The following is a 12975-nucleotide window of genomic DNA, read 5'->3' as shown; positions in this document are numbered from 1 at the left end:
ATTGTAAACGTATGCAAAGGGGGACTGTTTGATGAAATTGGAAACGTTACCATCAGTAAAAGGGGATTATCATTTAAATGATTATGAGCAGGCATACAAAGATTTTTCATGGGAGGAAGCTAGAAAAAACTTCTCCTGGTATGAAACAGGAAAAATAAATGCAGCCTATGAAGCGATTGACAGACATGCGGACTCGTTTCGTCAGAACAAGGTGGCGCTTCACTACAAAGATTCACAGCGGGATGAAAAGTATACGTTCAGGGATATGAAAATTAACACAAATAAAGCGGGAAATCTATTCAGAGAAAAGGCACATGTAGAAAAAGGGGATCGCGTGTTTATCTTTATGCCAAGATCACCTGAGCTCTATTTTCTTCTGCTTGGTGCAGTTAAAATTGGAGCGATCGTTGGCCCGTTATTTGAGGCATTTATGGAAGGTGCTGTCAAAGACCGTTTAGAGAATAGCGAGGCAAAGGTGATCGTGACAACACCTGATCTGCTTGAGCGAATTCCATTTGCAGAGCTTCCGAAGCTTGAATCTGTCGTCATTGTCGGCGGTGAAAACGAAGACGTCGATGGTGTGCGGACAATTCACTATGAAAAGGCGTTTGAGGAGGCAGCAAAGGAGCTTGAGATTGAATGGATGGATGAAAAAGACGGCTTCCTGCTTCATTACACATCAGGATCTACTGGTACGCCAAAAGGAGTGCTTCATGTCCATGGTGCAATGGTCCAGCAAGGCCAGACTGGTAAATGGGTGCTTGACTTGAAAGAGGATGACGTTTACTGGTGTACAGCTGATCCAGGCTGGGTTACAGGCACAGTGTACGGTATTTTTTCACCGTGGTTAAATGGGGCGACGAATGTGATTTTAGGCGGCCGGTTTAATCCTGATACGTGGTATGAAACCATTGAATCACTCGGTGTAACTGTTTGGTACAGTGCCCCGACCGCCTTTAGAATGCTCATGGGGGCAGGGGATGATCTCATTCAAAAATATGACCTCAGCTCGCTCCGCCATGTTTTAAGTGTGGGAGAGCCGCTTAATCCAGAAGTCATCCGCTGGGGAGATGCTGTTTTTGGCAAGAGAATTCACGACACTTGGTGGATGACAGAAACGGGTGCACAGCTGATTTGTAATTATCCATGCATGGACATCAAGCCAGGCTCGATGGGAAAACCGATTCCAGGCGTAGAAGCTGCTATTGTTGATAATGCAGGAAATGAACTTCCGCCATACCGGATGGGCAACCTTGCGATTAAAAAAGGCTGGCCTTCTATGATGCATACGATCTGGAACAATCCTGAAAAATATGAATCTTACTTTATGCCGGGAGATTGGTATGTTTCAGGAGATTCAGCTTATATGGACGAAGACGGATACTTTTGGTTCCAGGGACGTGTCGATGATGTCATCATGACGTCAGGAGAGCGGGTCGGTCCATTTGAGGTGGAAAGTAAACTGGTCGAACATCCAGCTATTGCGGAGGCTGGTGTCATTGGAAAGCCAGATCCGGTCCGCGGTGAAATTATTAAAGCATTTATAGCGCTTAGAAGCGGATATGAGCCGACAGATGAGCTGAAAGAAGAGATTCGTACATTTGTGAAAAAAGGACTCGCAGCACATGCGGCACCGCGAGAAATTGAGTTCAAAGACAAACTGCCGAAAACGAGAAGCGGAAAAATTATGAGACGTGTGCTAAAGGCGTGGGAGCTGAATTTACCTGCTGGCGACCTTTCGACAATGGAAGATTAAATTTTTTCATCAGTTGACTTGATATCAAAAGTGTGTTAAAAATGACATTAGTTGAATATGAAAAGGTTTTGACTGAGATTCAGTAGAATGATCTTTCCCTGTTGAAGAGAGCTGACGGCTGGTGCGAGTCAGTACAAAGAGATATTCGAATTACCCTCACGAACCGCTTTTACGAAAAGGAGCATGCCCTGATTAGTGAAAGAACGGATCTGTCCGTTATCAGTGTAAGTGAAAAGACGAGATTTTTTGTCTTTTAAGCAGGGTGGTACCGCGATATATATCGTCCCTTCGTTCATTCGAAGGGGCGTTTTTTTGTTGAATTGTAAAAAAAGGAGATTTGGAAATGAGTCAATTGATGGAAGAGCTATCGTTCAGAGGATTAATTCAGCAGCAAACAGATGAAGAAGGTTTAACAAAATTATTAGCAGAAGAAAAAATCAAACTATACTCCGGCTTTGATCCGACAGCTGACAGCTTACACATTGGTCATCTATTGCCAATTTTAACATTACGCAGATTCCAAGAAGCAGGTCATCATCCGATTGCTCTTGTTGGCGGCGCAACTGGACTAATCGGCGACCCTAGCTTCAAAAAAGCGGAACGTTCACTCAATCCAGCAGAAATCGTCGAACAATGGTCAGAAAAAATCAAAGGACAGCTGTCTCAATTTCTTGATTTTGAAGCAGGGGAGAATCCAGCCGTTATCGTGAATAACTACGACTGGATCAGCCAAATGAATGTCATCACGTTCCTTCGTGATATTGGAAAGAACTTCGGTGTAAACTTCATGCTGGCAAAAGATATCGTGAGCTCACGTATCGAAACAGGGATTTCTTACACAGAATTCAGCTACGTTATCCTTCAGTCTTTAGACTTCTTAAATCTTTACAGAAATGAAAATTGTAAGCTGCAAATCGGCGGAAGTGACCAGTGGGGAAATATCACATCTGGACTTGAGCTGATCCGTAAGTCTGAAGCAGAAGGGGCAAAAGCATTTGGTCTGACAATGCCGCTTGTCACAAAAGCAGACGGCACAAAGTTTGGTAAAACAGAAGGCGGCGCTATCTGGTTAGATAAAGAAAAAACGTCTCCATACGAGTTCTACCAATTCTGGATTAACACAGATGACCGTGATGTCGTGAAATACTTAAAATACTTTACGTTCTTATCAAAAGAAGAGATCGCATCGTACGAAGAAAAAGTGCAAACAGCACCTGAAAAGCGTGAAGCGCAGCGCCGTCTAGCAGAGGAAGTGACAACACTTGTACATGGCCGTGAATCACTAGAACAGGCTGTTAACATCTCAAATGCGCTATTTAAAGGTGAGATCAAATCTCTTACAGCTGAAGAAGTGAAAGTAGGCTTTAAGGATGTTCCATCAATGGAGAAAAGCAGCACAGAAGAATTAACACTAGTCGATATCCTTGTGGAATCAAAGCTGTCTCCATCAAAGCGTCAAGCACGTGAAGATATCACAAATGGTGCTGTCTCCATCAACGGAGAAAGACAAACAGATAAAGATTATGTTCTTTCCGCTGACGACCGAATTGAAAACCAATTTACCGTTTTAAGAAGAGGGAAAAAGAAATACTTCCTCGTAACGTATAAATAAATCTTTATGAAACAGTAAACATCATGGAAAAGCACCTCAAAATGTTCGTATACATTGAGGTGTTTTTCTTTTTTATATAGAAGTAGCTCATTCGTCTGCTTCTTGTTCAAGGAGTGAATCTTTGTTTGTATAAGCATGTTCTACCTTACAAATTCGGGTTGTGTAGGATTCATACCAATCTTTTTTCCCCTTTTTTTGAACACGCTGATGTGCTGTATGTGCTTTCCATTCTTTGATGGCTTCTAATGAATCCCAGTAAGAGACAGTGATTCCAACACCATGTTCATCTCGTACACTTTCTATTCCAAGAAACCCATCTAGATCTTTCGCTAATTCTTCCATTTTTTGAGCAGCTGCAGCGTATTCTTTTTGCTCGACATTTGTTCGTTTTGATGTGAAAATCGCGGCATAGTAGGGTGGTGCAGGTGTTTGAGTAAATAGCATCTAGTAGAACCTCCTTAGTCTATTGATATTATATATGAAAGAAAGAAGGTCTCGTAGTCTTTTTGTTTTAATTTAAAAAAGTCCAAGGTGCTTTTTGATTATTTATATTTTTGTAAAATCATCTCATAAACATTACCTTGTTCACTTTTCTGACATATTTTTCTTGTATAAAATAGAGTCGTATAAGATGAATAAGGGGGAATGAAAGTGATGTTTGTTAAGAAAAGGAGTTTGCAAATTCTCATTGCGCTTGCATTGGTGATTGGTTCAATGGCTTTTATCCAGCCGAAAGAGGTGAAGGCGGCTGAGCATAATCCGGTTGTGATGGTACACGGTATTGGCGGTGCCTCTTATAACTTTTTTTCTATTAAAAGTTATTTGGCCACACAAGGCTGGGATCGAAACCAATTATATGCTATCGATTTCATAGACAAAACAGGAAATAACCGCAACAATGGTCCTCGTCTATCCAGATTCGTCAAAGATGTGTTAGACAAAACGGGTGCCAAAAAAGTAGATATTGTGGCTCATAGTATGGGCGGAGCGAACACATTATACTATATTAAGAATCTAGATGGCGGCGATAAAATTGAAAACGTTGTCACAATTGGTGGAGCAAACGGACTCGTTTCAAGCAGAGCATTACCAGGCACAGATCCAAATCAAAAAATTCTTTACACATCTGTCTACAGCTCAGCTGATCTCATCGTCGTCAACAGCCTCTCTCGTTTAATTGGCGCAAGAAACGTTCTGATCCATGGCGTTGGCCATATCGGTCTATTAACCTCAAGCCAAGTGAAAGGCTACATTAAAGAAGGACTGAACGGCGGAGGACAGAATACGAATTAAAAAAACGAAAAGACAGCGGCATATGCTGTCTTTTTTGATGTCAACTGGCATATGGCAGCTAGAGATATTGAAAAGGGTGGCAAAACGATGATACAGAAACAGACCATCGTACATAGCCGAATAAAAAACATGTACAAAACGTCCACCATTCCTTACACTACATGTAGTGAATAAGAATCTTCGGAGGTGGACGTTTGTGAAAACGAATCAAAAGGCTTTCATCATTGTAGATGTACAAAAAGCGTTCGAGCATGAAAAATGGGGAGAACGCAATAATCTAGAGGCAGAGGAGAATATTAGCCGGCTATTGACGTTTTGGAGAGAGAAGGGCTGGAAAGTGATTCATATTCAGCATACATCCAACAATCCGGACTCTGTATTTCATCCAGCAAATGAAGGGCACCTTTTCAAAGATATGGCTAAACCGCTAGAGGAAGAAACAGTGATACAAAAGAAAGTCAACAGCAGCTTTATAGGGACAAGCTTGGAGGAACAACTAAGGTCAAATCAGATTGACACGGTCGTCATTGCAGGATTAACAACACCTCACTGCGTATCAACAACCACAAGAATGAGCGGAAATCTTGGCTTTGATACGTATCTGATCTCAGATGCAACAGCCGCCTTTGGACTAACAGATCAAAACGGTACATATTTTGACCCAGATACGATCCACCGGCTCTCACTTGCAACCCTGCATGATGAATTTGCGACTGTCATGACAACAGAGCAGCTCATCAAAAAATGGACAAGTCCAGAATAAAAGTTTGAAAGCTCCTAGAAAGATATCTAGGAGCTTTTTTGCGTATTAAGTGATTGTTTTCGTTGTTTCTTACGTGAGTAAACGAGATCAATCTCAATAAATAAAAAACTGACAAAGAATGATAAAATCAATACGCCGTCATCCCCTATCGATACATTCATAAAGTTTAAGTAAAGGACATACTTGATGGAGAGATGTAAAACGATCCAAGAACTCACCCATTCCAAAGCATAAGTGAGCCATACAGGAAGTTTAAGGAGATAAGCCAGTCCTTTTCCTATGAATAGAAGAACAGGTGACCAAAAAACGACGATAACACTCACGAACAAAGAGAAAGAGATCAAAGAAAGAAACGAATCATACGTGATGGTTTCTCCAAAAAGAAAATTCACGCCTAAAACAGTGATGTATAGCAATACACATGGAACCGCGATCACAAAGCAGATAGAAAAAAAGAGCAGGAAGATAAACAGACTTGCAGCAAATCTATTGGGCGGCTCATCGATAATCTGTTTTTTTCTTAGAAGAGAATAGGCAATCACTGATAAGGTTAAAAGTAAGAATAGAATGATCGTGATACTATACATGGAACTCCCCCATCTAAGGACTATAGAAGACCATACGACTGATATGTCATCTATCATGATTGTACCAATAGAAAAAAGGCACTTCAATGAAATATTTCCTATATTTGTATATAAAAATGAGACAGGTTTAGTTGAAGTAAGAATACAGGGGACGGTCGAGGAAAAGAGGTGATTGGAAATGGGAGGTTTCTTCCAATGATCTTATGTACAAATGTACGGCTTACTCAAAGGTGGTCTTGGCTAAATCCCCTTGAAAAGGGGTGACGCCTATGTCAACTTTTCAAGCATTAAAACCTGAAACAAAAAACCCTAGAAATCCTTGAACAATCAAGGGATCTAGGGTTTGTTTGCTCTCTCTTAGAGAAGTAATGAAATTAACGAGAGTAGAACTCAACGATTAGTTGTTCGCTGATTTCAGGCGCTAATTCAGAACGCTCTGGAAGACGAGTGAAAGTTCCTTCAAGCTTTTCAGCATCAAAAGAAAGGTATTCAGGAACGAAGTTGTTTACTTCAACTGATTCTTTCACTACTGCAAGGTTTTGAGATTTCTCACGAAGAGCAATCGTTTGACCTGGTTTCACAGAGAAAGATGGGATGTCTACACGGCTTCCATCAACAAGGATGTGACCATGGTTTACTAGCTGACGAGCTTGGCGGCGAGTACGAGCAAGGCCAAGACGGTATACTAGGTTGTCAAGGCGAGTTTCAAGAAGGATCATGAAGTTTTCACCTTGTTTACCAGGAAGTTTAGCAGCTTTGTCATATAGTGTACGGAATTGACGTTCGTTGACACCGTACATGTGACGAAGCTTTTGCTTCTCTTGTAATTGTAAACCGTATTCAGATAGTTTTTTGCGTTGTCCTGGACCATGTGGGCCTGGAGCGTAAGGGCGTTTTTCAAGTTCCTTACCTGTTCCGCTTAATGAAATGCCTAAACGGCGGGAAATCTTCCAACTTGGACCTGTATAGCGAGCCATAATGTGACTCCTCCTTATTGTTTTTATTTGTGAAAAATAAAAACCGTCTGTTCTTCCTCTTTTTCGTCATTATGTTTTCATGCATCCTCGCTCCAGCAGCAGGGAGTTACAAGATACACCTTCATAATATAGAAGGAACAAAATGATACAAAAAAGCCGAACAAAAAGGCTGCCATATTTCACACAAACTCTATTATATGACGCTGGGTAGGAGAAGTCAACCTATTTAGAGGCAGAGGTGACGTTCTCCATTATACAAAGAAACATAAAAAAGCAGACAATGTGCCTGCTTTTTCTGCATGATTACGCATCCGTAGAGACGGATAACGCCTGTTGGAGAATTTCTGTAAATTGAGTAAGGTAGGTCTCATCTATTTCACTGAAGCGGTCTTTCACAGGGCTGTCAATATCGAGTACCCCAATGATTTGTCCATTGACCTTGAGCGGAATGACTATTTCAGATTGCGATGCGGCATCACAGGCAATATGTCCAGGGAATGCATGGACATCAGCGATACGCTGCACTTCACCTGTCGCAAAGGCTGTACCGCAAACACCTTTTCCAGAAGGGATGCGCACACATGCAGGCAGTCCGTTAAATGGTCCAAGCACAAGCTCGCCGCCCTTTGCTAAATAAAACCCTGCCCAATTGACTTCAGGAAGTGAGTGATAGAGTAGCGCAGCTGCATTTGCCAAGTTGGCAATCAGATCAGGTTCACCATCTGTAATGGCTTCTACCTGTTTGACAAGCAATTGATAGTCTTTTGAAGGATCGCCAGACTGTTTTTCGACATGAAACATGAAAATCTCCTACTTTCTATCTTAAAAATACATAACTTGCGTTTCGCATGTGGGATTTGTCGAGCAATTGTAAAAGGAACTTCCGCCTTCATCTTGAAGTATGTACACATGAAGAGGGGTGAGCGGATGAAAACATCAACAACCGTGCAAACAAAAGATCGTATTATGGATGCTGCCATCAGACTTTTTAACCAAAAAGGATTTTCTGGAACCTCTGTCCGTGAGATTGCGAAGGAAGCAAACGTCAACGTTGCCCACATTTCTTATTACTTTCAAGGAAAAGGAGGGCTGCTTGAGCAGCTCGTATCCGATTTTTATGAAGGCTACATTCACATGATTGAATCACATCTCCATCACATGGAAACCCGTCATGCAAAAGAATGCTTACTACATGTGGTTTTTGATATTTTATCTTATCAGCACAAGCACCGTCAATTAACCCGTTTCGTTTATCGGGAGGTGACGATTGATTCGACACTCATCAGAGAAATCATGTCGACATATTTAACAAAAGAAAAGTATTTGTTTCAGCTTATCATTGAAAAAGGAAAAAGCACCCATGTTATTTGTGAGCAGCTTTCACTCGCATCCTTTATGATTCAGCTAAAATCACTTCTCATGATGCCATATTTACAGCCGCAATATTTAACAGAGGTGCTTTATTTGAACCCAAGTGAGCCGTATTTCTATCAAATGTACTTTAAGGAGCTGAGCCGCTCGCTTCATTATCTGTTAGAACCAAAAGAGCCGGCACTAGATTCTCATCTAAACCTCATGATGTCCTCGAATTGATCATACGCATATCCGAGATCTTCCGCTTGATGGGCATCAGAGCCGAATATGAGCGGAATTTTTTTCTTTTTTGCAAGGTCAATCATCCATTGATCTAAATAGATACTTCTGGCATATGTTTTACGAAGACCTGATGTATTAAAATCTAAGGACATGCCTTTTTTTGCCGTTTCTTCAAGGCAAAGGGTGACCTTTTGACAAAGTTCAGGTGACATTTCATATGGAAAAAGCTGTTTGAATTTCTGGACAAGGGTGATATGACCGATTCTCTTTGGCTTATATTGGCCTAAAGATGATAGAATAGAAGAATGAATTTGGTCATAGTAGCTTTGATAGACCTGTTCGATGCTGCCATAGATGCTTATTAGCTGCTGGAAGGCATGCTCGTCAAAATCAAGGCAAATATAATCATCGCCAGCAGGAAGAAAGTGAACAGATAAAATGGCGTCGTCTAGTTCTGGACCGTAGCAGTCTAAAAAGGTTCTTGTTTCCTCTTCATACTCTTTGATAAAGTCAACCTCAAGCCCAGTTTTTACTATTAATTGTCCTTTGTATTCTTGTTTCAGCTGAGCCAGTTTCGTTATATACGCTTCAAGGTCTTGGAGCCTCATGGCACTATCTTGCTCAGGTGTTGGATCTTGAAACGATGGAGGCAGCGGGGCATGCTCGGTAAAGGTTATGGAATCAAATCCCTTTTTGATGGCTTTTTCAATATAAGAATGAAAAGAATCAAGCGAACCGTGCGGGCAAAACGGTGTATGTAGATGTGCATCTTGTTTCAGCATGTCGTCACCTCTTGTCGATATTTTGAAAAACGTGATGTTTATCAGCGAAAATAATGAAAAATCATGACCAAAAATGCTGGTTACATGGTATCATAATAACAATGAAAACGACAGCTTCCGCATACATAAAAGCAGGTCACATTGATACGTGTGATCAAATGATAGAAAGCGCACAAATACTTTCTTGAAAAAACATACATAAAACCGTGAATGGATGGTATTGGAAAACATACGATCCTGCTTATAAAAAACAAATGCAAAGCGGACACGAAAGGGTTCTCAGGTCTACTCGGGACACTTTTACCCTGACATCACTTAGATCACAACAAGGGGGCTCATTATGGAGTTAATCATCGGTTTAATTGTCATTTTGCTTGCTTTGTTTTCAGTCGGTTATTTCCTGCGAAAAAATATATATAAAGAGATTGACCGATTGGAAGCATGGAAAATTGAAATTTTAAACAGATCAATTGTAGAAGAAATTTCAAAGATCAAACATTTAAAAATGACCGGAGAAACAGAGCAATTTTTTGAAAGATGGCGTGCAGAGTGGGACGATATCGTCACAGCCCATCTTCCAAAGGTAGAGGAGCTATTATATGATGCAGAAGAGTATTCTGATAAATATCGATTCTCCAAAGCCAAGCAGGTTCTTACGCACATTGAGGACTTGCTGAGTGCTGCTGATTCGAACATTGAAGACATTTTAAAAGAGATTGCAGACCTTGTCACAAGCGAGGAGCAAAATCGCAAGGACATTGAAAAGGTCAAAGAACAATATCAAACAGTTCGAAAAAATCTGCTTGCGTACAGCCATTTATACGGCACCCTTTATGACAAAATGGAGCAGGACTTAGATGAAGCCTGGGAAGGAATCAAGCAGTACGAGGAAGAGACAGAAAACGGCAACTATATGAAAGCAAGAAAGATTTTGCTTGAGCAAGACCGCAGACTCGATCAGCTTCAGCTGTATATCAATGATGTACCGAAGCTCATTGCAGACTGCAAACAAACCGTACCAGGCCAGCTGACGAAGCTGAAAGACGGATATAAAGAAATGACAGACAAAGGCTACAAGCTCGAGCACATCCAGATCACTAAAGAGCTTGAGAATTTAAACAAACAGCTGACCCGTGCGGAAAAACTGCTTATTGATGAACTCAATCTGGATGAGGCATCAAGCATTCTCCAAATGATTGATGATGCCATTCAGACGCTGTATGATCAGCTGGAAGCGGAAGTAGAAGCAGGTCAGGAAATCAAAAGCAAAATGCCTGAGCTGACGGAAGCGTTTGAAAAGCTAGAGCAGGATCACACCCAAACAAAGGCAGAAACAGCTCTTGTAAAAGAAAGCTACAAACTGACAGCCGGAGAGCTTGATCAACAGAAGGCGTTCGAAAAACGCTTAGAAGAAATTGAAAAGCTCATGAAACAAATTCGCGAGAAGCTTGATCGTGATCATGTCGCATATTCCCTATTAATGAATGAAATCAATCAGCTTGAGACCTTTATCGATGATGCAAAAGCATTGCATGATACATTTAAGGATCATCTTCAATCATTAAGAAAAGAAGAGCTGCAAGCGAGAGAAACACTGGCTGAGCTCAAAACGATGCTGACAGATACAGTGCGTCAGCTGCAAAAAAGCAATATTCCAGGTGTACCTGCTGACATGAAAGAGCAGGCTGAAAAAGCGCAGGAGATGATTCAGCAAGTGCACGAGCAGCTGGAGAACCTGCCGCTCAACATGCCAGCCGTGAATGAGCAATTAAAAGAAGCCTCTGACACAGTGAGACATGTTGTGAATGAGACGGAAGAAATGCTCACTAAGGTGGATCAAATTGAACGAATCATTCAATATGGCAATCGTTTTAGAAGCCAAAATCATATTCTTTCAGAACAATTAAAAGAGGCAGAGCGAAGATTTTATGCGTATGATTATAACGGTTCATTTGATGTAGCAGCATCAGCTGTTGAAAAAGCATCACCTGGAGCCGTTCAGAAGCTATTAGCTCAGCACGAAAAAGAATATCAGCATCAATAAAAAAGCTGAAGTCCATTGATAGGACTTCAGCTTTTTTTGTATTATGATGCCTGCTTCTGACGTTTTTCTGAAGCAGAAGAAGTGAAAAGGGAGATCACGAACCCAATAGCGACTCCAAGTATCGCAGGGACAAGCCAGCCAATGCCAAGGTCATAAAAAGGCAGCACGGTTTGGAAAATGTCTTTTACTGGACCGATTGGAAGCTTTGCTGCTGCTAAGCCGTCAAATAAGCTCACGCACCCTGTTAAAATTAACGAGAGGACATATACAGGTCTTCTATGTCCAAGCCATTTATCAGCAAGTGATAGAACGATGATCACAATCGCCAGCGGATAAATCGCTGTTAAGACTGGAACAGAGAAAGCAACAATATGAGCAAGTCCAAAGTTAGAAATAATGAAACTAAACAATGTAACAAGTGTCACGACCATTTTATAAGAAAGCTTAGGAAGTAACTTTGAGAAATACTCTCCGCATGATGTGACAAGACCGATACTTGTTGTTAAACAAGCGACTGTGATGGCAGCTCCTAACACAATATTTCCTAGACTGCCGAAAAGGAACTGAGAAGACTGAGCTAAGATTGTGCTTCCATCTCCAACGAATCCAATGGCATGTGTACTAGAAGCACCTAGATATGCAAGTGACAGGTAAACGAAGGTTAATCCAGCAGCTGCAATCAAACCCGCTTTGATACAAGCAGAAGCCAGTGCCTTTTTACTTGTCACACCGCGTCCTTTAATCGCGTTGATGACAACAATTCCAAATACAATAGAAGCAAGAGCATCCATCGTTTTATAGCCCTCTAAAAATCCTTTGAAAAACGATCCGTTGCTATAAGATACATCTGGTGTACCAATGACGCCCATCGGTGTCAAAATGGCTTTGACAATGATAATAAAAATGATCGTAAATTTAATCGGTGTTAATATTTTCCCTACACGATCCACGATTTTCGTTGGATTTAAAGCAAGGTAATACGTAATACCGAAAAAGACAAGTGTAAATAAAAGAAGGGACAGCCAAGCTGGCACACTTGATAAAAATGGTAATGCTCCAATCTCATACGAAACTGTTCCTGTACGCGGAATAGCGAAAAGCGGCCCAATGGATAAATATAAAATGACGGTGAATGCTGTTCCAAACACTGGGTGAGCCTTATCTGCAAGTCCTTTTGCATCACGCCCTGTTAAAGCAATCGCAATAATCCCGAGTAGAGGTAAACCGACACCTGTTAATAAAAATCCGCCCATTGCTTTCCAGACATTTGTTCCGGCATATTGCCCAAGCTCTGGCGGATAAATCATATTTCCGGCGCCGAAGAATAAAGCAAATAACATAAAACCTATAATAATCGTATCTTTCGTCGACAATGTTGCCTTCATTGAATATAAAGCCTCCAATATTATGTTGAAATATTCTGTTAATTAGCTGCTAAAACGGTTCTTCATTAACATTCACTAATTATAAAGGATGTACGCCTGATGTCAACATGTGTTTTCATACAAAAGTCATGAATTTTTCTATTTTAGTATATGAAGAACAATCAAAAACATCCCCTTCTC

Annotated in this window: 12 protein-coding genes and 1 other annotated feature; of the genes, 6 read left to right on the top strand and 6 right to left on the bottom strand. The window is 41.0% G+C overall.

Going from position 1 to position 12975, the window contains the following annotated elements:
• Positions 1 to 31: 31 nt before the first annotated feature.
• The gene (acsA, locus tag NSQ76_RS14355) at positions 32 to 1756 is read left to right on the top strand and encodes an acetate--CoA ligase (protein WP_024426174.1); all 1725 of its coding nucleotides are present in this window, start codon (positions 32 to 34) and stop codon (positions 1754 to 1756) included.
• A gap of 59 nt (positions 1757 to 1815) precedes the next feature.
• Positions 1816 to 2047 (top strand) — a binding site (T-box leader).
• Positions 2048 to 2099: 52 nt separating this feature from the next.
• Positions 2100 to 3368: a tyrosine--tRNA ligase gene (gene tyrS / locus NSQ76_RS14350; RefSeq protein WP_024424846.1), complete on the top strand. Its 1269-nt coding sequence runs from the start codon at positions 2100 to 2102 to the stop codon at positions 3366 to 3368.
• 87 nt (positions 3369 to 3455) lie between these two features.
• Here the strand turns inward: tyrS and NSQ76_RS14345 are convergent, their stop codons facing one another.
• Complete coding sequence (locus NSQ76_RS14345; protein ID WP_056768222.1) at positions 3456 to 3812, bottom strand: antibiotic biosynthesis monooxygenase family protein; 357 nt, start codon at positions 3810 to 3812, stop codon at positions 3456 to 3458.
• Positions 3813 to 4019: 207 nt separating this feature from the next.
• Here NSQ76_RS14345 and NSQ76_RS14340 point away from each other — a divergent pair, with 207 nt between their 5' ends.
• Positions 4020 to 4661 carry an esterase/lipase family protein gene (locus NSQ76_RS14340; RefSeq protein ID WP_024424844.1) on the top strand — a complete coding sequence of 214 codons (642 nt, stop codon included), beginning with the start codon at positions 4020 to 4022 and terminating at the stop codon, positions 4659 to 4661.
• 196 nt (positions 4662 to 4857) lie between these two features.
• Positions 4858 to 5424 (top strand): cysteine hydrolase family protein, encoded by a 567-nt coding sequence (locus NSQ76_RS14335; RefSeq protein ID WP_341054467.1) that lies wholly within the window; start codon positions 4858 to 4860, stop codon positions 5422 to 5424.
• A gap of 26 nt (positions 5425 to 5450) precedes the next feature.
• On the opposite strand, the gene NSQ76_RS14330 is transcribed toward NSQ76_RS14335, so the two are convergent.
• From NSQ76_RS14330 to NSQ76_RS14320, 3 genes are all read right to left on the bottom strand, one after another.
• The gene (locus NSQ76_RS14330) at positions 5451 to 6011 is read right to left on the bottom strand and encodes a hypothetical protein (RefSeq protein WP_101676758.1); all 561 of its coding nucleotides are present in this window, start codon (positions 6009 to 6011) and stop codon (positions 5451 to 5453) included.
• A gap of 374 nt (positions 6012 to 6385) precedes the next feature.
• Positions 6386 to 6988: a 30S ribosomal protein S4 gene (rpsD, locus tag NSQ76_RS14325; protein ID WP_024424838.1), complete on the bottom strand. Its 603-nt coding sequence runs from the start codon at positions 6986 to 6988 to the stop codon at positions 6386 to 6388.
• A gap of 303 nt (positions 6989 to 7291) precedes the next feature.
• A complete protein-coding gene (locus NSQ76_RS14320) occupies positions 7292 to 7789 on the bottom strand; it encodes a GAF domain-containing protein (RefSeq protein ID WP_101676760.1) in 498 nt (165 codons plus the stop codon).
• A gap of 126 nt (positions 7790 to 7915) precedes the next feature.
• On the opposite strand from NSQ76_RS14320, the gene refZ reads away from it, so the two are divergent.
• A complete protein-coding gene (refZ, locus tag NSQ76_RS14315) occupies positions 7916 to 8581 on the top strand; it encodes a forespore capture DNA-binding protein RefZ (RefSeq protein WP_024426169.1) in 666 nt (221 codons plus the stop codon).
• On the opposite strand, the gene hisJ is transcribed toward refZ, so the two are convergent.
• Positions 8551 to 9366, bottom strand: coding sequence for a histidinol-phosphatase HisJ (gene hisJ, locus NSQ76_RS14310; RefSeq protein ID WP_197172606.1), 816 nt, complete (start codon positions 9364 to 9366; stop codon positions 8551 to 8553). The genes refZ and hisJ overlap by 31 nt on opposite strands.
• A 340-nt stretch (positions 9367 to 9706) precedes the next feature.
• Between hisJ and ezrA the strand changes: the two genes are divergently transcribed.
• Positions 9707 to 11410, top strand: coding sequence for a septation ring formation regulator EzrA (ezrA, locus tag NSQ76_RS14305; RefSeq protein ID WP_341054461.1), 1704 nt, complete (start codon positions 9707 to 9709; stop codon positions 11408 to 11410).
• A gap of 41 nt (positions 11411 to 11451) precedes the next feature.
• Here the strand turns inward: ezrA and brnQ are convergent, their stop codons facing one another.
• Positions 11452 to 12795, bottom strand: a complete 1344-nt coding sequence (gene brnQ / locus NSQ76_RS14300; protein WP_341054458.1) for a branched-chain amino acid transport system II carrier protein — start codon at positions 12793 to 12795, stop codon at positions 11452 to 11454.
• Positions 12796 to 12975 lie beyond the last annotated feature (180 nt).

Origin of the sequence: Bacillus sp. FSL M8-0256, from assembly GCF_038005765.1 — a bacterium.
GTDB classification, from domain to species: domain Bacteria; phylum Bacillota; class Bacilli; order Bacillales; family Bacillaceae; genus Bacillus; species Bacillus safensis.
Note: the sequence above shows the minus strand (reverse complement) of the source record. Positions and strands in the feature narration are given on the sequence as shown.